This is a genomic window from Nocardia sp. NPDC127606, from assembly GCF_042671725.1.
Taxonomy (GTDB): domain Bacteria; phylum Actinomycetota; class Actinomycetes; order Mycobacteriales; family Mycobacteriaceae; genus Nocardia.
On sequence record NZ_JBHXWQ010000001.1, the window covers coordinates 435,360 to 454,547 of the forward strand.

A 19,188-nucleotide genomic window follows, 5' to 3' on the forward strand; every position below is an offset into this window, starting at 1 on the left:
GCTCACGCGCTGGTAGGCGCCACTTTCCCGAGGGTGTGCAGGGCGGCGGCAAGTGCGCGGAACGAGGCGAGAATCAACTCGCCGTAATGCTCCGGGTCCGGCATCATCGTGGCGTTCGTCGTGACCGCGATGACGATCTCGTCACCCTGCGAGGTGATCAGGTGACGCAGGCCGTCGCCGTCGAGGATGGGCAGTGACCCGACCGCTCGGCGAACCGGCCTGCCACAGAAGACCAGGGTGTCGGTCACCGGCGGCACGTTGCTGATCGTGGTGTTGCAGAACGGCACCGTCGCCGCGTCGTCGAAACGCCGTTGCGCCCTTGCCCATCCGGCGGCGCGCAGGAGTAACGCGGGCGCGGTCTCCACCCGCCGGTCGGTGCGTTGCACCACCGGGTCGGCGGTGCGCTGTTTGGCGCGGCCCGCCGACTGCTGAATCGCGGCCAGCCGCTCGATCGGGTCGCCGATATCGGTGTGCAGGTCGACGATCATCTGGCTGAGCTGATTCGCCGAATCCCATTCGGCGACACCGCGCATCGACATCGGCACCATGGCGGCCAGCGCGCCGTCGGGCGTTTCGTCGTGCTCGGCGAGGTAGGCGGCCAGTGCGCCGGAGATCGCGGTGAGCATCAGGTCGTTGATCGTGACCCGATGGGGCGCCGCGGTTTTGGCGGCGAGCACCTCGAGCATCGGGATCGGCGACAGGTGAAAGGTCAGCTCCGCGTCGATGTCCCGGTTGAATCGGGTGGCCGGGCGCTCGGCGACGGGATCGTGGACGGTGCCCGCATCGATCAGGGCCCGCAGTTCGTCCTGCGCCTTGCGCGCACGGCGCAGACCGGCGACGAAGCGCGCCGGCGCCGCCGCGAGCGCGCCCGCGGTGCGCACGGCGGTGGTCAGCGGCCGCGGCTGGTCGAGCCGGATCGCGGGCGCGGGCTCCGTGCCGAACAGTCGCCGCTCGAGTGCCCGGGTCGCGACGCCGTCGCCGACGCTGTGGTGGAACTTCAGCGCCACGACGGTGGTCGTGCCCGGCATCGCCGGTACGCCCTCGACGCGGTCCAGCACATGGATCTCCCATGGTGGTCGTGTCAGATCCATTCGGGCGGAGGTGATCTCGGCGATCCGGGCGCGGGCGTCATCCCACGAACCCGGGATGTCCAGGCTGACGTGGTCGCGCACGGACAGGGTCGGGTCGGGCTCCCAGTAGGGCAGATCGAGGTCCATCGGGACGTGCCGCAAGCGCCGGTGGAACAGTTCCGCGTGCCCGATGCTCGCGCGTGCCCAGTCCAGTACCCGCTCGATCGTCAGCGGGGCGTGGCCCGACGCGTCGGCGAAGTAGACCGCGACGATGTTCGACAGATGCCGGTCGGTCTCGTCGTAGACGAACACCGCGTCGCGCGGACTCAGCCGCCGGGAGCGCACCCGGAGTTCGGCGCTCATATGCCCAGGGCTGTCGCCATCATCGGCCAGGACGCGTGGAGGTCGTCCTCCCAGTAGCCCCACGAGTGAGTACCGGTCGGCCGGATGTTGTAGGTGATATTCGTGCGGCCGAGTTCTCGGGTCCGCTGCGCCAAATTCGCGGTGCAATACGCCGTCGCGGCCTCGATGCCCCCGCCGACGAGCATTTGATTCGTCAGAATCGAGGTCGGATTCTTTCCGTTGATATGCACGCGCGGATTCGACAACGTGTCGTGTGGTCCCGGCAATCCGGTGCCCGCGGAAATATAGATCGGGATATTCGGCAAACGATGGGCTTGCACGTAGGGATCGTGCTCGCGCCAGGCCGCGTCGGTCTCCGGACCCCACATGTTCTCGGTGTTGCCGCCGCCCATCCGCACGACGAGGGAGACGAAGGCCCGGCCGATCGGATCGCTGGTCATCGCGCACCCGCTGTAGGCGGAGACGCTGCGGTACAGGTCGGGCGCCTGGATCGCCAGATCGAGGACCGAGGTTCCCGCCATCGAGATCCCGGCGAGGGAGTTGACGCCGTTGGTGCCGAAGGCCGCGTCGATCACGGGCGGCAGCTCCTGGGTGAGGAACGTCGTCCACATGTTGTTGCCGTTGTTCTCGAGGTTCTTCGCCAGGCCGGCGTCGGGTCGCCGCCAGTCGGTGTAGTAGCTGAACGCGCCTTCCATCGGGATGACGACGTTGACGTGCTTGTCCGCGAAGAACCCACCGGCATCGGTCTGACCGGGCCAGTTGGCCGAATCCTCGCCGCCGCCCGCGCCGTTGAGCAGATACAGCGTCGGTGCCGGGGTCGATGTGTCGACCGGCCGGAGCACCCGCAGGGCGATCGTGCGATCCATGGCGGGGGAGTAGACGCTGATATCGGCGACCTGGTCGGACTGCGTCCGGCTCACCAGGTGCGCGCCGGGCGCGGCCGAGGCCTGCGCGCCGCCGACGATCAGGGGCGTCGAGGCCACAGCCAGGACGCAGACGGCCGACATGATCGCGCGGAGCATTTCGTTCTTCATGGTGTTGCGAGCCTGCTGACTTCTCGGGGCGGAAGCGGGGCCGGCCACACTGTGGCCGACCCCGCTCCCGCGCTGAACTACCTGCGCTGGATCTACTTGCCCGGGGTGGGTGTGCCACCGCTCACGCTGATCAGCGCCTGGATGAAGGGCAGCGCCGCGTCGCTGAGGCTGCCGGCGCCGGTCTGCGTCAGTTCGTAGAGGGAACCCATGTCTAACTCCTGGTGGTGAGGTGGATCAGGCTCGGTGGACGAGCCGAAGTGCCGATGAGGGCCGGGTTACGGGAAGAAGGCTTCTACCGAACCCAGGAAGGCGGCGAGCAGGCCGTCGCCTTCGGCCGCGGAACCCAGTCCCGCGATCGCGGCCATCATGATCTCGGTCAGTGAACCCATCGTGAATCTCCTTGCTCGGTGTGAAAGGTCTGATCACAGCGGGATAAACCGCGGTGACGGTGTCGGGAATCGACGGCGATCGCCCGCTCGGCCAGTGGCTATGCGCCGCCGAGGGGCGTGCCGCCACTCAGGCTGATCAGGGCGTCGACGAACGGCAGCGCGCCGTTGCCGAGGCTGGCCATGCCCGTCGCGAACAATTCGTAAAAGGATCCCACGTGTTACTCCTGAATATGGGGAATTCGGCATCTGGGCTGAATCGACGGTGCCGACGGGTTGTCGGGTTACGGGAAGAACGCTTCCACCGAGCCCAGGAAAGTCCCGAGCAGGAGGTCGCCCGAGTTCGCGGACGCCATTCCGCCCAGGACGCCGAGTAGCAGCTCATCGAATGAGCCCATGATGTATCTCCTTGCGCTGTTGTCCAGCCCCCGGAACTGGGGTGGTCCCCTCGGTCCGGGGGGTTATCACCATCGGTAACTGATGTGATGCCGGTAACGTATCTCCGTCTCAGATGTGTGGCAAGACGATGTTTCACTCACCGTGAATCGTTCATTTTTTTCATTCCTGATGGAAGCTGCTCGGCGATTGCCGCCATCCTCGGTCGGACTGCGTGTGACCAGTAGTTACTGCGACTGTCTGGCACAGTAAACAGGCATCTCGCTGTGAACGTCCTCGTTCGCCGCGAGCGTGTCAAGGGGGATGGATTTCGGCGATGGATGGTCTGATCTGCGGCTGTTCCGCGAAGCTGGGCGGGTGGAGTTCATGGCTTGTGCGTCGCAGCTCCGCGATGGGGGTTCAGGTTGTCTCGGCCGAAACGGCTGCCGGGTCGTAGCTGCCTGTTGTCGAGCGGTTCGCCCTGATGTCGGATGCCCGGCGATCGTGCTGACGCCGGCAATCCTCTTTTTTCCGATGTCGGGCTGGCGGGAATCATGTCGGTCAGCTATCAAAATGACGCGTTGACACGGGCGTGGGTGGTGGGTAGGAATGGGTCGGGGGCGGACCGTGAACGGCCCGCCCCCGACTGTTTTGCCGTGTATTACTTACCCGGCGTCGGTGTACCGCCGCTGACCGTGATCAGCGCCTGAATGAAAGGCAGGACGGCGTCGCTCAAGCTGCCTGCGCCGGTTGCCATCAATTCGTACAGGGATCCCATGCGTTTTCTCCTCGGGTGATGAATTAATTACCGAACTCGTCGGCGAGTTCGGACGTGTTTCGTCGGGTGGCGCGTTTACGGGAAGAAGGCCTCGACCGAGCCGAGGAAGGCCGCGAGAAGGCCGTCGCCCTCGACCATGGAACCCAGTCCCGCAATTGCGGCCATCATTATTTCCGTCAGCGAACCCATGGTGAATCTCCTTGCATGATCGGTAAGCATCCCGCCGGAAAATAGGCGTACCGTCGGCCGGGATGTGGATCACAATCAGATCTCTGTTGTGATGTGGGTAACGTAGCTCCGCTCATTTCCTTCGGCAAGGAAATCGTCCGATTCGCGCAATTCGGGCAGAGATCCTTCCCGATGGAAGTGCCGGTCGGTCTTGGTACCTGTCACGAAGGATCGCGCCGTGACCTGTACAGACGTCCAATCCCGTCAGATCCGACGATGAACGGCCGCGTTCGCCGCCGGGCCTGTCAATCCCCCTGGAGTTGGCCGCGCCAGAGGCGTGCCGGAATCCCGCTGACCAGATCCCGCCGCCGCAGTACCTGAATGCGCCACGGGGTGAGGCGAAGTACCTGGAAGGCTCGGTCGTCGGCACCCCGCCAGAACTGCCCGGGGTCGTAGCCGGCACCGGGTGGACTGCCGTGCCGGTACAGGTCCCACACGTGTGCGCGCTCGCCGGGATCATCGGTCCACTCGGCAACCGCGTCGACGGCGACGGTGTTCTGTGCCGGGCTCCAATAGGAAAACGTCACATGCGGATTTCCCGCGATATGGGCGGCCTTCACCGGCGTGCGGTAGGTTCCGAGCCAGCCGACCGGGTGATCGGTTTCGGTTTCCCACACCGGAATCAGGACGCGCGAGCGTGGGCGTCCCTTGGCGTCGACGGTGGTCATGGTCGCGTAGTTGACGGCGCCGACGATGGCGTCGAAGTCGGGCTTGATATCGGCGAACGTGTGCACGTGGGCGCGGGTGCGGTTGGTCCCCGAGGGGTCGGGGCTGTCGGTCACGGTGTGAGTCATGAATTCACCGTGCCCGGGTGGGCTTCGGACGGACTCAGGGTCTACTCGAGGCGGCCAAGCGTTCGAGGTCGGGCGACGGTGTCCGCGGGAGGGTCCGCGGTGGGCTCAGGGCCGGTTCGGGACCTCCGCGAGGTGCAGCGTCGAGGGGTCGGCTCGCCCACCCTCGGCGAGGTCATCGGCGAACTGGTTCGCTCCGACGTCGGCGAGGATGCGTGCCTCGATGCGGTCGACGTCGCCGCGTTCGGCCTCGGGCAGCGGGGCACCGGTGGACCGACGCAGTGCGTCGGCGGCGCCGAGTAGCTGCGCGGCGTGCGCGGAATTTCCGGCGAGCGACCGGGCGCCGGCCAGCCCTTCCAGCGCGAGTGCGTGGGCACGGGGATCGCCGGTGCGCACGGCGGAGTCGAGTCCACGCAGGTGCTGCTGTTCGGCGTCGTCGGCGTCACCGGCGAGTTCGGCGGTGAAGCCCAGTTCGGCGAGGATCAGGGCGGCGCCGAAATGCGACCCGGCCCGCAGATGCCAGTCCAGCCAGGTGCCGAGGTACTCGCGGGCCGCCGCCAGGTCGCCGCGGCGCCGCGCGACCAGGCCGAGCCCGAGCACCGCGGATTCCTCCCCTACGAGGTGTCCCTGATCGACCGCCACCCGACGGGCTCGCTCGTGCAGTTCGGCGCTGCGGTCGAGCTCACCGCGCAGCAGCGCGATCCGGCCCAGCGAGGTGAGCCGCTCGCCGACTTCGGTCCACAGCCCGAGTTCCTCGGCGGTGGCCAGCGCGCCGCGGTGGTGGTCACGGGCGGCGTCGAGGTCGCCGGTCACCTCGGCATGGCTGCCGAGCAGGAATCCGGCGATGGCCTGGCCCCAGCGATCGCCCACCTTCGCGAACAGATCCCCGCTCCGCTCGGCGTGCTCGCACAGGCCGTTCAGGTCGCCGCGGGCGAAGGCGTCTCGCGCCAGTGATACCGAGGCCGCCGCGATCCCCCAGTCGTCGGCGTTGTCGGCGAAAGCATTGCGCAGATCGGCCGCGTCGTCCATGCCCTGTTGGGCGGCGAATCCGGAGTAGACGTGTGCGAGATACCAGCGGGCACGCAGTTCCGCGGGTGTGGGTCGCTCGGCGAGCGAGGGCAGCGTGTCGACGGTGCGGCCGGCGCCGATCTCCAGCGCGCCGCGCCACAGCAGAGCCACCCGGCGCGCGGCGGGTGCTGTCTCGCCGGGCACGGCGAGGGCGATGCCGAGTGACCGGATGCCCTCGGCGAGTCGTCCCCGCATCACCCAGTACCAGGCGAGGGCGTTGACCAACCGCAGCGCGTCCTCGGATCTGCCCGCGGCACGGGCGGTATCGAGTGCCCGTCGCAGGTCGGCCGACTCGGCATCGAGCCGAGACAGCCAGCGGCGCTGGTCACCGGTGCGTAGGTGCTGGTCGGCCAGTTCGGCGAACGTGAGGTAGTAGGCGAGATGGCGCAGTCGCGTGTCGGATTCCTCGCCGCTCTCGTGCAGCCGGTCCGCACCGTAGGCGGCGACCGACTTCAGCAGTCGGTAGCGCGGGCGGGTATCGGTGGCGGGGGTGATGACCAGGGAGCGGTCGACCAGACGGGCCAGCAACTCCGCGACCTCGGTGCCCGCGATGTCGCCACCGGCGCAGACCGCCTCGGCCGATTCCAGTGTGCCGCCGTCGGCGTAGGCCGAAAGCCGCCGCAGCACAGCACGTTCGGGCTCGTCGAGCAGTTCCCAGCTCCAGTCGATCACCGCACGCAGGGTGCGCTGGCGATCGGGTGCGTCCCGATAGCCGGACGACAACAGCGTGAAACGGTCCTCGATCCGTTCGGCGAGCACGTGCACTCCGAGCGCGCGGACCCGCGTCGCCGCCAGTTCCAGTGCCAGCGGGAGGCCGTCGAGATGGGCGACGATCGTCGCGATCGCCGCGGCATTGTCGTCGGTGACGGCGAAGCCGGGCGCGCTCGAGCGGGCCCGTTCGACGAAAAGCCGTGCGGCAGGCGAGGTGTGCACCTCGAGCGACCCCGCTCCGGCAACCGGTGCGGTGGGCAGGGCCAGCGGTGCCACCGGCCGGATGTGCTCGCCCGCGATATTCAGTGGCACCTGACTGGTAACCAGCACTCGCAGCTCCGGTGCGGCGGCGAGCAGGCGCGCCACCACCGTGGCGGCCGCGTCGGCGACGTGCTCGCCGTTGTCCAGCACCAGCAGCACCTGCTTGGCCCGCACCGCCTCGGCGAGATGGTCGAGCTGAGTGCCGTTGCCGGGCACCGGGAACGGGCTCGAACCCGCCGAATCGTCACGGACATCGAAGGCGCCCGCCACGACTTCGGTGATCGTCGTGAGCGCGCTGTCGGTGTCGGTGCCCAGGCACAGTCCGGCGAGCTCGACGAACAGCACGCCGTCGCGCGCCGGATGCGCGGCCGCGGTGGCCAGTGCCAGGCGGGTCTTGCCGACACCGCCCGGCCCGGTGAGCGTCACCAGTCGTTCGGCGCCGATCAGCGCCTCGACCGCGGCGAGATCGTCCTCGCGCCCGATCAGCGAAGTGGGCGGGACGGGCAGGTTCCGGCGTGGTGTCACCGGTGTCGCGGGCGCGGGCCGCGCGGGCGCACCGAGAGCCGGATCTTGTTCCAGCACAGCACGATGCACTGCGGCCAGCTCGGGACTGGGATCGAGGCCGAGCTCCTCGGCGAGGTGTTCGCGCAGCCGACGATAGGTTTCCAGGGCTTCGCCGTGCCGTCCAGACCGGTACAGCGCCAGCATGTGGGCCGAGCGCAGCCGTTCCCGCAGCGGATGGAGCTCGGTGAGTTCGCCGAGTTCGTCGGCCACCTGATCGTGTTCGCCGAGGGTGATCCGGGCCTGCGCGAGTTCCTCGACCGCGGTGAGCCGCTGTTCCTCCAGCCGCAGCACCGGGATCCGCGCGAACTCGTGATCGGCGAGATCGGCCAGGACCTCGCCCCGCCATAACGCCAGTGCTTCGGTGAGAAGCGTTGCCCGAGCGGCAGTGTCGTCGGCGGCGCGCGCCCGGTGGAGCAATCGCTGGAACACCTGGGAGTCCACCGAGCCGTCGGCGACCTCGAGCAGGTAGCCGGGGGAGCGCGACACCAGCAGCGCGCGCCCGCCCGCCTCGGCGTCGCCGAGAACCCGGCGCAACTGTGAGGCTCGCGTCTGCAACGAACCAGCGGGGTTGGCGGGCAGGGCCGTATCCCACAGATGCTCGACGAGCCGGTCGGTGGGCACGATCCGGCCCGGTTCGACCAGCAGTGCGCCGAGCAGAACCCGCACCTTGAGCTCGGGAACCCGGACGGATTGTCCCTCGTCGGTCCAGACCGCCAACGGACCGAGCACTCCGAAACGCATGTCACCCACCCTAAACGGCCCGGTCGCCGGCCCGACGACGCATGGCGGGCCCGGCCGCGCCTCGACCAACCGCTCGAGGTCGTCTGGAGTCGACCCGAAGGGTTCCCGAAGCGTGGCCCGGCACTGTCGGTCGCAGTTCGAATCGTCCTCGAAGGGAAATCCTGATGTCCGAATTCACCGACGTCCCCGAGCGGGCAGGCGCCCGCCAATGGCTGGGGCTCGCGGTCCTGCTCCTGCCCACGGTCCTGCTGTTCCTGACCATGACCGTGCTGTTCCTCGCTACCCCGTATATCGCCGCCGACCTGTCGCCGAGCAGCGGTCAGCTGTTGTGGATCAACGACATCTACGGTTTCGTGATGGCCGGTTTCCTCGTCACCATGGGCACCCTCGGTGACCGGCTCGGCCGCCGCCGACTGCTGCTGGCCGGCGCCGTGCTGTTCGGCGCCGCCTCGATCCTGGCCGCGTTCGCGCCGGGCCCCGAACTGCTGATCGCCGCCCGCGCGGTGATGGGTTTCGGTGCGGCCGCCGTCATGCCGGCCACCCTGTCGCTGATCACGACCATGTTCCGGGACGACAGGCAGCGCGCCACCGCCATCGGTCTGTGGGCCGCGTCGGTGTCGGCGGGTGTGGCGCTCGGGCCGCTGCTGGGTGGTCTGATGCTCGCTTCGCTGTGGTGGGGTGCGTCGATGCTCATCGGTGTGCCGGTCATGCTGGTCGTCGTCCTCACGGTACCGGTGCTGATTCCCGAATACCGTGCGCCGAGCGCGGGTCGGCTCGATCCGATCAGTGTCGCGTTGTCGCTGGCCGCGCTGCTGCCGTTCGTCTACGGCGTGAAGAAGCTGGCCGAGACCGGATTCGCCGCCGAATCGCTGCTCACGCTGCTCGCCGGTGTGGTGTTCGCGGTGGTCTTCGTCCGCAGGCAGCTGCGCCTGGCCGATCCGCTGCTCGACGTGCGTCTGTTCGCGAATCGCACGTTCAGTGGGTCACTCGGCGTGTACATGCTGGCCGCCGTCGCCCTGGGCGGGGTGTATCTGCTGTTCACCCAGTACTTGCAGTTGGTCGCGGCCCAGTCACCGCTGCAGGCCGGGCTGTGGATTCTGCCCGCCGCCATCGGCCTGGTCATCGTTTCCACCGTCACCCCCGCTCTCGCCCGCCGCATTCGACCCGCCTACCTCATCGCCGCGGGCCTGGCAGTCTCGTCCGTCGGCTACCTGGTCCTCACCCAGGTCGGTAGCGTTGCCGGCCTGCCGCTGCTCATCGTCGGTTTCTACGTCCTCTACCCGGGCATCGCCCCGGCGATGGCATTGATCCCGGGCCTGGTCATCGGTGCGGCCCCGGCGGAGAAGGCAGGCGCGGCCTCGGCCGTGAACAGCACCGCCAGCGACCTGGGCGTGGCATTGGGTGTCGCTCTCCTCGGTAGCGTGGGCGCCGCCATCTACCGCGCCGACATGTCCGACGCGGAGGGAGCCGCCGCCGAAACGCTTCCCGCAGCGCTGAGTTCGGCCGAGTCGCTGCCCGCCGAGCTCGCCGATTCGCTCGTACTGGCTGCTCGGGAAGCGTTCACCAGCGGACTGAACGCCGCCGCGTGGACCGCTGCGGTGCTCTCGGCCGCCGGTGCGGTGCTGGCGGTGGCGTTGCTGCGCCAGATCCCGGCCGGGGCGACCTCCGTGCCGGAAAGTGTGGAGACAAAGAAGGTTTCGGCAGCAGGCGGTGTCGCCGAGCGAACCACCGTCGCTGTCTGACGGTCGCGCGATCTCGCCGACCGACAGCGATCCGCAGCACCAGTCCACCCGGTGCTGCGGATCGCTGTAATTCGTTTCCCTGCGAGGTATTGCCGGGGCTCGGTCGAGTAGCCCGCAGTTGCGCCTGCGGCGTCGGCGATTACCGCCGGTCGACTCTGTCCTCGGGGGAGGTGCGGCCGGTGACGACCATCAGTAGTTCGGCCGCCGTGCCGGTGATCGGTGTGCCGGTGCCTACCGCCCAGGAGGTATCGGTGGTTCTCAACGAGTATCCGGCCAGCCGACTCTGCGCGTGGAACGGTGCGCCCATCGTCCACACGCGGTCCAGCGAGAGTTGCGCCGTCGTCGTCGGCATCACCCGCTCGATGCCGAGCGGGACGGCGATGTCCTGCCCGTGCACCAGCAGATCCATCAGCCGATCGATCGGTGTGGTGCCGATCGGGATGACCCTGGAGTCGATCGTGGCACGCAGTTCGGCGAGCAACTCGGCGGTCGGTGTCCGGTCGGCGTGCCGGACGGCGGTGTCATGGATGAGGCGGTCGGTGTTGCCGCGAGCCCGGATCAGGTTCACCAGCAAGGCCGCGACCGTGACGCGGGTGGCCAGCACCAGGTGAGCCACAACGTCCCTGATCCGCCATCCCTCGCACAGCGATGCGGTATCCCACGCCGATTCGGGCAGGTCGCGCAGCAATTCGACCAGGGTGGCGCGTTCGTCGGCCACCGCCTGCCAGATCGTGTCGTTCCTCGTGTCCGGTTCGGTCATCGTCGGTTCTCCTTCGCGTGGGCGTCCTCGGTACCGTAGGAGTTCCACCGAGGTGGAGGTGCCAGCGAAAGTGACTCACATCACATATCTGACGATCGGCGAGCTCGCCGCCCGCACCGGCGTCGCGGTGCGCACGGTCCGGTACTACTGCGATGCGGGCCTGCTGGACGCGGCGCGCACACCCACCGGCCACCGAGTGTTCGAACCCGGCGCGGTCGACCGGCTGATGCTGCTGCGCCGGTTGCGCTCCTTCGGCATCGGATTGGCGGCGATCGAGGACGTACTCGACGGCTCGCGTTCGCTCGCCGAGGTGATCGCGGCCGAACGCGTCGCCGTCGACGACGAACTCGACGCGTTGAACCGCCGTCGTGCCCTCCTGCGCGCCGTCGAATCGGCAGCGCCCGACCGGCATGACGAACACCTGAATCTGCTCGCCGCCGTGGTCGATCCGCAAGCGGCCCACGACGTCCTCGTCACGTTCTGGCGCCGCCAACTCACCCCGCTACCGACCGCGGCCATCGACGGTTTCCTCAGCATGAACGTCCCCGAACTGACACCCGACGCCCACCCCGAACACCTGATCGCCTACGCGGAACTGATTGCCGCGGCATCGAACCCGGACATCGCCACCGCCGTGTACGACACCATCCGCCACCGCAGCACCCCCGGCATCCGCGACGAACGTCGCCTCCTGTTCGACGTAGCCGACGCCTGCGTCGCCATCGCGCCCCTCGTGGCCGCAGGCGACCCACCCCACCCCGGCCCCGAACTGGACCACTACGTCAACGTCCACGCCACCGCCCGCGCCCGCCGAGACACCCCGTCCTTCCGCCGCCAACTCCTCACCGACGCCGCGGGCGCAGACCACCGAATCCGGCGATACTGGCACCTCACAACAACTCTCACCGGTGAAACCGCCACCTCCGGCACCACCCAACTCTGGCTCTTCGACGCCCTCACCGCCTCGGTGACATGAGAAAGGGAGGCCGATGACCGGCCTCCCCTTCTCACGACGCACAACTCAGGGAACGACTTCGACGATGTCGCCCGGTTCCAGCCACTCGTAGTGCGCCTTCGCGCCTTCCGGGGTCAGGCGGATGCAGCCGTGGGACTGCTCCTCGGTGGGTCCGATGTGGTAGGCGATGTCACCGTTGAAGAAGACCGCGTACTCCATGGGGGCGTTGTGCAGGGTGCTCCAGTGGAACGGCTTCTTGAAGGCCACCTTGAAGACTCCGGGGGGCGTTTCGTAACCGGGACGGCCGTGTGACATCGGGCTGGGCCCGAAGGTGACCTTGCCGTTGTCCATCAACCACGCGTTGTTGGTCGACAACTGCAGGCACGCACGGGCTTTCTCGCTGCACGGGGCCACCACGGGCTCCGGCGGCGGGGCGGGAATGATGGCGGGCACGCCGGGCACATCGGGCCCGCCGGGCCATAGCGGTTCGGCCTGGACGGGTGCTGTGACCGCGGCTCCGACCACCGCCGCGCACATCGCCGCCTGCACGGCCCATCGGGGAATACGACTACTACTCACGAAATCTTGCCTCTCTCGCCGCGCCCACCCCTGGTCGTCGTACGCCCAGAACATGAGCTATCACCATCGACACAAGCCTCGGAAAACATAGAGGTACAGCGATCATGGAGTATTGCGATCGTGTTGAGCAAGCCCAGGGCCGGGCTACCGGCGCGTCACGCGCCGCCGATCGACCTAGGCCGCCGCGGGCGGGTCCGCCCGGAACACGCGGGCGGCCAACGGTGGCAACACCATCAGCCGGGTGAGCTGGTTGCGCAGCCAGATCCGGGTGTTCGTGGCGGGGACGAGCATGGCGCTGCCGGGGCCGACCGAACGCTGGCGAGCTCGGACGATCGGGCGGAAGGCGTGTTCGTAGCGAGCGAAGGCGGCGGTGTGGCCGTCGCTCTCGGCGAGGGCGGTGGCGAGAAGATGCGCGCCTTCGATGGCGAGGGCGGCGCCCGAACCGGAGAACGCGGTGGCGCAGTAGGCGGCATCGCCGACCAGCCCGACGCGGCCGCGCGACCAGTTCGGCATCCGGATCTGTGTCATCGCATCGAGATAGAACGTCGGATCGGCGGTGGCGGCGTCGACAAGCGCGGGGATTTCCCAACCGGCGGTGGCGAATTGTTCGCGCAGCAGCGCGATCTGTGATTCCCGGTCGCGTGGGAAGTCGAACTCGCGCGCTGTGCGGAACGCGAAGAACGCCTGCGCGTCTCGGTGATTGCCGGATCGATACACCCCGGCGACGCGGCCCGCCGTGTTGTGCAGCGTCACCTCTCGCCGCGCGCCGAAGCTCACCTCCACCGTGGCGGTCGCGAAGCCGATGCCGAGCGGGTGCGCCGCCTCGGCCTCGCTCAGCACCGCGAGATTGCGCACGCGCGAATGCAATCCGTCGGCGCCGAAGACCAGGTCGAACTCCGCACCGGTGCCGCCGGCGAAACTCACCTGGACCACGTCGCCGTCCTGGGTGATGGTGTCGACGGTGTCGCCGAAGCGGTAGTCGACGTCGTGAGCGGTGGCGTCGTAGAGAACGCGGGCGAGGTCGCCGCGCATCACCTCGATATCGCCGGGCTCGTCGAAGGTGCTGGTCGGCATACCGGCGACTCGTCGTCCATCGGCATCGACGAAGGTGAGCGCCCGGATATCGGTGGCGAGGTCGCGCAACGCGGGCAGCACCCCCATGGATTCGGCGATCCCGACCGCCGCGCCGCGCAGATCGACGCCGTTGCCGCCCGCGCGCAGCGCCGGAGCTTGTTCGACGACGGTGGGACGGAACCCCTGGCGGGCGAGCCAGTAGGCGAGGGTGGGCCCGGCGATGCTGGCGCCGGAGATGAGAATGCGGGGACTGGTCGACATAACGACTCCTCAGTGACTGACCGTTGGTCAGTTCACACGGTAAGCTCCTGACCGATGGTCAGTCAAGGGATAGAATGCGCCGATGAGTGATGACGCAGCGGTCGGCACCAGGGAGCGCATCCTTGCCGTCGCGATGGATCTGTTCAGCGCGCACGGTTACCACCGCACGACGGTGCGGGCGATCGCCGACCAGCTCGACATCTCCAAAGCCGGTGTCCTCTATCACTTTCCGAGCAAGTACGACATCCTCGCCGGACTGGCCGAGCCGCTGCTCGTCGCCCTCGCCGACGCCTTGGCCGCGGCGGCCGATCCCGATCCGCGGGTGGCCCGCAGGCAGGCTCTCGAAGGCATTCTCGAGGTGTACATCGAGCATCGGTATCTGCTGCGCCTCAACGTCAACGATCTCGCGCTCGCCGCGTCGGGCAGCATCTTCGAGCGGTTCCGCGACTTGGTATTGGCAGCGAACGTGCTGGTAGCGGGGCCGAACCCGACGTTGTCCGATCGGGTGCGCGCCGTGCAGGCATTGGGGGTGCTCAGCGACCCGGTGGTGTTGTTCGCGGACGAATCGCCGACGGCCCTGCGTGCGGAAGTGCTGGCCGGGGTGGATCTGCTGTACCCCGACGCGATGAATGCTGCTGCGGTGCACCGTGGTAGACCCGCGCTGCTCGACGAGGCGGGGGTGGCCGCGGCGCGCAGGATGAGCCGGGTCGAGCGCCGCAGCGCCGCGGAGATCGCCGCTGCGCTCGGCGTCTCGCGAGCAACCGTGTATCGCTATCTCAAAGACTAATTATGAGACGAATTATGAGACATTAATGAGACGAATCCGCGAGCACTTGACGACTTAGGTAAGCCTGACCTACTCTGATCTCGGCGTACGGATGAGCCGGTGGTCCCGAGGGCTGCGGTCGACTCCGCCATCCTGCCGCGGCGGGCTCCGTTTTCGAGACGGGGCCCGCCGCTACGTCTTACCGGCTGTTGAGCGCCGTTTCGGATGGTGTAAACCGGACGGTATGAGCGAAACGCCCCTGTCCCTGGCCGATGTCACCCCCGAGCTGATGACCAAGGCCAGCGAAGGCACCTTCACCGACCTCATCGGCTTGCGCTACACCGAGGTCACCCCCGACCGGGTGCGCGGTGAATGGCAGGTACGCCCCGAACTGCACCAGCCCGCGGGTATCCAGAACGGCGGCGTCTACTGCACCGTCATCGAGACCCTCGCGAGCGTCGGCGGCGGCGTCTGGTTCGGCGAGCGTGGTTCGGTCGTCGGCGTCAACAACAACACCGACTTCCTGCGTGCGGTCCGCGAGGGCGTCCTCACGGGCGAGGCCACCCCCATCCATCGTGGTCGCAGCCAGCAGCTCTGGGTCGTCGTCATCACCGACGCGGAAGGCCGCACCGTCGCCCGCGGCCAGGTCCGCCTCCAGAACTTGGCCGCCTAGCCGAGTCGCAGAGGCGATCTTCCGCGCGTCAGTCGACGGTGGTCACTCGCCACCCGCCCCGGCCGAGCACGTCCACCACCAGCGCGCCGATGTTCCACGCGTCGTCGTCACCGCGGTGATGGGTGCCTTCGAGAGGGATGTCGGCGATCCGGAGTGCGTGGTCCATGCCGGGGCGTCGGCGCAGGTCGTAGGACTCGGCGAACACCTGTTTGGCGTTGGTGTGCTCGGGTCCGAAGGGGTAGTCGACGCCGGTGGCCGCGCACTGGGTGCGGAACTGTTTGCGGTCGTAATCGCCCCAACTCGCCCACGGCCGCTCACCTGCCGCGAACTCGCCGGCCAGGATGCTGCACGCCTCCCCGAAGTCGACACCCTTGTCGACCTGCTGCTGGGTGAGGGTGGTGAGCTCGGTGCAGAAATCGCTCACCGTGGACCGGGTCGGACGCACGATGATCCCGTGCTTGCTCACCCTGGTCCGGCGGGCCGGATCGACCACCGTGATCCCGATCTCGATGATCTCGTTGCTCTGTCCGGCGGGCGGATCGCCTGCCCAGCAGGTGGCTTCCACGTCGACCACGTTGAGCAGGCCGGTCCAATCGTTCATGGGTGTGACGGTACGGGCGCGTCACGGCGGGCTCCAGCGATATTCGCGGCGCCGCGGTCCGTGGCACAGGCGCAACCGCCGCTCGGCCGATGAGTTGGCCCTTCCGGGCCGATCGTGGACCCATCGTTAACATCTCGTTAACCGCCTCGGGGTCGTCCCCGGTCGCGCTCGGCGGCGGTCGCCGCGTGGCCGGGGGACGTGCCAGAATGTCGCTCACCGACCACGACCCGCCGAGGAGAGAACGTATGCGCCTGTCGCCGCACGAGCAGGAACGGCTGCTGCTGAGCTATGCGGCCGAGCTGGCGCGCCGGAGGCAGGCGCGGGGGTTGAAGCTGAACCATCCGGAGTCGATCGCGTTGATCTCCGACCACGTGCTCGAGGGGGCGCGGGACGGGCGGACCGTGGCGGAATTGATGTCGTCGGGGCGGTCGGTGCTCACCCGCGAGGATGTGATGGAGGGGGTGCCCGAGATGATTCACGACGTGCAGGTCGAGGCGACGTTTCCCGATGGCACCAAGCTCGTCACCGTGCACCACCCGATCGGATAGGCGAGACCCATGATTCCCGGCGAATATCTCTGTGCCGAGGGCACGATCGAACTGAACGCGGGCGCGGTGCGCGTCGAACTGGATGTGGTCAATACCGGCGACCGCCCCGTTCAGGTGGGCAGCCACGTGCATTTCCCGCAGTCCAACGCCGCACTGGAGTTCGACCGTGAGGCCGCCCACGGGCACCGGCTGGATATTCCCGCAGGCACGGCGGTTCGATTCGAACCCGGTCTGCCGCAGCGGATTTCGCTGGTTCCGCTCGGCGGTACCCGTGAGGTCTACGGCATCAGCATGAACCCGCCGGGGCACTTGGATGCCTGAGTTGACCGAAAACTATCGCGCGGCGGGCCGCTCGCCGCGACGTCCGGGAGAGAGTTGATGACCGAACTGAGCCGCGCCCGCTACGCCGAACTGTTCGGGCCGACCACCGGCGACCGTATTCGCCTGGCCGACACCGACCTGATCGTCGAGATCACCGAAGACCGCAGTGGCGGACCGGGACTCGCCGGTGAGGAAGCGGTGTTCGGCGGCGGCAAGGTGCTGCGCGAGTCGATGGGCCAGTCGCGCGCCACCCGCGCCGACGGCGCACCCGACACCGTCATCACCGGTGTCGTGATCATCGACTACTGGGGCATCATCAAGGCCGACGTGGGCATCCGCGACGGCCGCATCTGCGGCATCGGCAAGGCAGGCAACCCCGACACGATGTCGGGCGTGCACCCGGCCCTCGTCGTCGGCCCGTCGACCGAGATCATCGCGGGCAACGGCCGTATTCTCACGGCGGGCGCCATCGACTGCCACGTGCACTTCATCTGCCCGCAGCTGATGGACGAGGCGCTCGGCGGCGGCATCACCACTCTCATCGGCGGCGGCACCGGCCCCGCCGAGGGTTCCAAGGCCACCACCGTCACGCCGGGCTCCTGGCATCTGGCCCGGATGCTGGAATCCCTGGACCACTGGCCGATGAACATCGTGCTGCTCGGCAAGGGCAACACGGTCAGCCAGGAATCGATGTGGGAGCAATTGCGCGGCGGCGCATCGGGTTTCAAGCTGCACGAGGACTGGGGCTCCACCCCGGCCGCGATCGACGCCTGCCTCACCGTCGCCGACGCGGCGGGCGTGCAGGTGGCACTGCACTCGGACACGCTGAACGAGGCCGGTTTCGTCGAGGACACCCTCGCCGCCATCGCCGGCCGCGGCATCCACGCCTACCACACCGAGGGTGCCGGTGGCGGCCACGCACCCGACATCATCACTGTCGCTTCCCATCTCAACGTGCTGCCCAGCTCGACCAACCCCACCCGGCCGCACACCGTCAACACCCTCGACGAGCACCTCGACATGCTGATGGTGTGCCACCACCTGAGTCCGTCGATCCCCGAGGACCTGGCCTTCGCCGAATCTCGGATCCGCCCGTCGACCATCGCCGCCGAAGACCTCCTGCACGATCTGGGCGCCATCTCCATGATCGGCTCGGACTCCCAGGCGATGGGCCGCATCGGTGAAGTGGTGATGCGTACCTGGCAGACCGCGCACGTGATGAAGCGCCGCCGCGGCGCTCTGCCCGGTGACGGCGCGGCCGATAACGCCCGCGTGCAGCGCTACATCGCCAAATACACGATCTGCCCGGCGGTTTCGCACGGACTCGACGACGAGATCGGCTCGATCGAGGTCGGCAAACTCGCCGATCTGGTGCTGTGGGAACCGGCGTTCTTCGGTGTCCGCCCGCACGCGGTTCTCAAGGGCGGCATGATCGCCTGGGCCGCGATGGGCGACGCGAACGCCTCCATCCCCACCCCGCAGCCCGTGCTCCCGCGCCCCATGTTCGGTGCCGCGGCCCCGGCCGCCGCGGCGACTTCCCTGCACTTCGTCTCCGAACAGGCCATCGACGACGGTCTCGCCAACCGTTTGAACGTGCGCCGAAAGCTGGTGCCGGTCAAGAACGCTCGCCGCGTCACCAAGGCCGACATGCCCCACAACGACGCCATGCCCCACATCGAAGTAGACCCCGACACCTTCACGGTCCGCATCGACGGCGAAGTCTGGGCAGAGGAACCCGCCACCGAACTCCCGATGGCCCAGCGCTACTTCCTTTTCTGACCGACGCCGGGGTGAGCTGGGCGTACCTGCGCCTTCGCTGCGGCCGTGCGCGGGCTGATGAACGCTGTCGCGGCGGTGTCCATTAGGCTCGTCGCGATCCGAGCGGGGCGGGTTTCGGCACGCCTTCCGCCGCACAGCGCCGGGGACTCCGGCGGGAGGGGAACACAGCATGGACGACCTGAACAACGCCGCCGCGGACCTGTCGCGCTGGGCGGAGGACCTGGAACAGAAGGCGCAGCGCTACCAGGAGCTGCACGCCAAGATGACCGCGGTGAGTGTCACCGATACCTCGGCCGACGGCCGGATCAGTGTCACCGTGGACGCCAACGGTTCGACCACCGCGATCACCTTGGCGGCCGCCGTGCGCGGCATGGATCCCGCCGCCGTGGCGACCGAGCTCATGGCCTGCACGCATCGCGCCCAGACGCGCTTGCGCGACCAGGTCACCGGTCTGGTCCATGACACGGTCGGCACCGACGAGGCCGGGGAGGCGATCGTCGGCCAGTACAGCGACCGGTTCCCCGACCTCGACCCGACCTCGTCGGCGCCCGTCCCGCCGTCGGCGCCGCCCGCCGCTGCGTCCGCCCCTGCCGCATCGTGGCCGTCCGCGCCCGAGGCTCCCGCCACCCGCAAACCCGACCGCGACCGGGTTGTCGCACCTGAGGAGCCGTCCGACGAGGACATGTTCTACCAGCGCAAATCCTGGTTGCAGTAGCCGTCGCTACAACCCGGCACACATTCCAGGGAACCGAACGGGGT

At 68.3% G+C, this 19,188-nt stretch carries 16 protein-coding genes; 8 read left to right on the forward strand and 8 right to left on the reverse strand.

Annotated elements, in window-relative coordinates:
* Window positions 1–2 precede the first annotated feature (2 nt).
* The 4 genes from ACFVJ5_RS02085 to ACFVJ5_RS02100 form a co-directional block, all read right to left on the reverse strand.
* A complete protein-coding gene (locus ACFVJ5_RS02085; RefSeq protein WP_379218072.1) occupies window positions 3–1,433 on the reverse strand; it encodes a wax ester/triacylglycerol synthase family O-acyltransferase in 1,431 nt (476 codons plus the stop codon).
* Entirely contained in the window at window positions 1,430–2,467 is a 1,038-nt protein-coding gene (locus tag ACFVJ5_RS02090) for an alpha/beta hydrolase (RefSeq protein WP_379218073.1), read from the reverse strand. Before ACFVJ5_RS02090 ends, ACFVJ5_RS02085 begins: the two co-directional genes overlap by 4 nt.
* Before the next feature lie 2,012 nt (window positions 2,468–4,479).
* Complete coding sequence (locus tag ACFVJ5_RS02095; RefSeq protein WP_379218074.1) at window positions 4,480–5,028, reverse strand: pyridoxamine 5'-phosphate oxidase family protein; 549 nt, start codon at window positions 5,026–5,028, stop codon at window positions 4,480–4,482.
* A gap of 105 nt (window positions 5,029–5,133) precedes the next feature.
* A complete protein-coding gene (locus ACFVJ5_RS02100) occupies window positions 5,134–8,370 on the reverse strand; it encodes a BTAD domain-containing putative transcriptional regulator (RefSeq protein WP_379218075.1) in 3,237 nt (1,078 codons plus the stop codon).
* A gap of 164 nt (window positions 8,371–8,534) precedes the next feature.
* Here ACFVJ5_RS02100 and ACFVJ5_RS02105 point away from each other — a divergent pair, with 164 nt between their 5' ends.
* Window positions 8,535–10,112 (forward strand): MFS transporter, encoded by a 1,578-nt coding sequence (locus tag ACFVJ5_RS02105; protein ID WP_379218076.1) that lies wholly within the window; start codon window positions 8,535–8,537, stop codon window positions 10,110–10,112.
* A 139-nt stretch (window positions 10,113–10,251) separates the two neighbouring features.
* Here the strand turns inward: ACFVJ5_RS02105 and ACFVJ5_RS02110 are convergent, their stop codons facing one another.
* Window positions 10,252–10,872 carry a maleylpyruvate isomerase family mycothiol-dependent enzyme gene (locus ACFVJ5_RS02110; RefSeq protein ID WP_379218077.1) on the reverse strand — a complete coding sequence of 207 codons (621 nt, stop codon included), beginning with the start codon at window positions 10,870–10,872 and terminating at the stop codon, window positions 10,252–10,254.
* A gap of 70 nt (window positions 10,873–10,942) precedes the next feature.
* On the opposite strand from ACFVJ5_RS02110, the gene ACFVJ5_RS02115 reads away from it, so the two are divergent.
* A complete protein-coding gene (locus tag ACFVJ5_RS02115) occupies window positions 10,943–11,848 on the forward strand; it encodes a MerR family transcriptional regulator (RefSeq protein WP_379218078.1) in 906 nt (301 codons plus the stop codon).
* 45 nt (window positions 11,849–11,893) lie between these two features.
* On the opposite strand, the gene ACFVJ5_RS02120 is transcribed toward ACFVJ5_RS02115, so the two are convergent.
* Both ACFVJ5_RS02120 and ACFVJ5_RS02125 read right to left on the reverse strand, forming a co-directional pair.
* A complete protein-coding gene (locus ACFVJ5_RS02120; RefSeq protein ID WP_378627236.1) occupies window positions 11,894–12,406 on the reverse strand; it encodes a L,D-transpeptidase in 513 nt (170 codons plus the stop codon).
* A gap of 174 nt (window positions 12,407–12,580) precedes the next feature.
* Window positions 12,581–13,741 carry an FAD-dependent monooxygenase gene (locus ACFVJ5_RS02125; RefSeq protein WP_379218079.1) on the reverse strand — a complete coding sequence of 387 codons (1,161 nt, stop codon included), beginning with the start codon at window positions 13,739–13,741 and terminating at the stop codon, window positions 12,581–12,583.
* 82 nt (window positions 13,742–13,823) lie between these two features.
* Here ACFVJ5_RS02125 and ACFVJ5_RS02130 point away from each other — a divergent pair, with 82 nt between their 5' ends.
* Together ACFVJ5_RS02130 and ACFVJ5_RS02135 are read left to right on the forward strand one after the other, a co-directional pair.
* Window positions 13,824–14,528 (forward strand): TetR family transcriptional regulator, encoded by a 705-nt coding sequence (locus ACFVJ5_RS02130; protein ID WP_379218080.1) that lies wholly within the window; start codon window positions 13,824–13,826, stop codon window positions 14,526–14,528.
* Between the two features lie 268 nt (window positions 14,529–14,796).
* Entirely contained in the window at window positions 14,797–15,180 is a 384-nt protein-coding gene (locus ACFVJ5_RS02135; RefSeq protein WP_379219748.1) for a PaaI family thioesterase, read from the forward strand.
* A gap of 28 nt (window positions 15,181–15,208) precedes the next feature.
* Here ACFVJ5_RS02135 and ACFVJ5_RS02140 read toward each other — a convergent pair whose 3' ends face one another.
* A complete protein-coding gene (locus ACFVJ5_RS02140; protein ID WP_379218081.1) occupies window positions 15,209–15,781 on the reverse strand; it encodes an exonuclease domain-containing protein in 573 nt (190 codons plus the stop codon).
* A gap of 245 nt (window positions 15,782–16,026) precedes the next feature.
* On the opposite strand from ACFVJ5_RS02140, the gene ACFVJ5_RS02145 reads away from it, so the two are divergent.
* The 4 genes from ACFVJ5_RS02145 to ACFVJ5_RS02160 all read left to right on the forward strand — a co-directional run bounded on the left by ACFVJ5_RS02145 (window position 16,027) and on the right by ACFVJ5_RS02160 (window position 19,144).
* Window positions 16,027–16,329 (forward strand): urease subunit gamma, encoded by a 303-nt coding sequence (locus ACFVJ5_RS02145; protein WP_379219749.1) that lies wholly within the window; start codon window positions 16,027–16,029, stop codon window positions 16,327–16,329.
* Between the two features lie 9 nt (window positions 16,330–16,338).
* Complete coding sequence (locus tag ACFVJ5_RS02150) at window positions 16,339–16,650, forward strand: urease subunit beta (RefSeq protein ID WP_378627242.1); 312 nt, start codon at window positions 16,339–16,341, stop codon at window positions 16,648–16,650.
* 57 nt (window positions 16,651–16,707) lie between these two features.
* Window positions 16,708–18,429 carry an urease subunit alpha gene (locus tag ACFVJ5_RS02155; RefSeq protein ID WP_379218082.1) on the forward strand — a complete coding sequence of 574 codons (1,722 nt, stop codon included), beginning with the start codon at window positions 16,708–16,710 and terminating at the stop codon, window positions 18,427–18,429.
* Between the two features lie 169 nt (window positions 18,430–18,598).
* Window positions 18,599–19,144: a YbaB/EbfC family nucleoid-associated protein gene (locus tag ACFVJ5_RS02160; RefSeq protein ID WP_379218083.1), complete on the forward strand. Its 546-nt coding sequence runs from the start codon at window positions 18,599–18,601 to the stop codon at window positions 19,142–19,144.
* The last annotated feature ends 44 nt before the right edge of the window (window positions 19,145–19,188 follow it).

Bases quoted from the DNA above. Each gene is read 5' to 3' on its own strand.
- ACFVJ5_RS02085 (WP_379218072.1), bottom strand. From the start codon at position 1,433: ATGAGCGCCGAACTCCGGGTGCGCTCCCGGCGGCTGAGTCCGCGCGAC.
- ACFVJ5_RS02090 (WP_379218073.1), bottom strand. From the start codon at position 2,467: ATGAAGAACGAAATGCTCCGCGCGATCATGTCGGCCGTCTGCGTCCTG.
- ACFVJ5_RS02095 (WP_379218074.1), bottom strand. From the start codon at position 5,028: ATGACTCACACCGTGACCGACAGCCCCGACCCCTCGGGGACCAACCGC.
- ACFVJ5_RS02100 (WP_379218075.1), bottom strand. From the start codon at position 8,370: ATGCGTTTCGGAGTGCTCGGTCCGTTGGCGGTCTGGACCGACGAGGGA.
- ACFVJ5_RS02105 (WP_379218076.1), top strand. From the start codon at position 8,535: ATGTCCGAATTCACCGACGTCCCCGAGCGGGCAGGCGCCCGCCAATGG.
- ACFVJ5_RS02110 (WP_379218077.1), bottom strand. From the start codon at position 10,872: ATGACCGAACCGGACACGAGGAACGACACGATCTGGCAGGCGGTGGCC.
- ACFVJ5_RS02125 (WP_379218079.1), bottom strand. From the start codon at position 13,741: ATGTCGACCAGTCCCCGCATTCTCATCTCCGGCGCCAGCATCGCCGGG.
- ACFVJ5_RS02130 (WP_379218080.1), top strand. From the start codon at position 13,824: ATGAGTGATGACGCAGCGGTCGGCACCAGGGAGCGCATCCTTGCCGTC.
- ACFVJ5_RS02135 (WP_379219748.1), top strand. From the start codon at position 14,797: ATGACCAAGGCCAGCGAAGGCACCTTCACCGACCTCATCGGCTTGCGC.
- ACFVJ5_RS02140 (WP_379218081.1), bottom strand. From the start codon at position 15,781: ATGAACGATTGGACCGGCCTGCTCAACGTGGTCGACGTGGAAGCCACC.
- ACFVJ5_RS02145 (WP_379219749.1), top strand. From the start codon at position 16,027: ATGCGCCTGTCGCCGCACGAGCAGGAACGGCTGCTGCTGAGCTATGCG.
- ACFVJ5_RS02150 (WP_378627242.1), top strand. From the start codon at position 16,339: ATGATTCCCGGCGAATATCTCTGTGCCGAGGGCACGATCGAACTGAAC.
- ACFVJ5_RS02155 (WP_379218082.1), top strand. From the start codon at position 16,708: ATGACCGAACTGAGCCGCGCCCGCTACGCCGAACTGTTCGGGCCGACC.
- ACFVJ5_RS02160 (WP_379218083.1), top strand. From the start codon at position 18,599: ATGGACGACCTGAACAACGCCGCCGCGGACCTGTCGCGCTGGGCGGAG.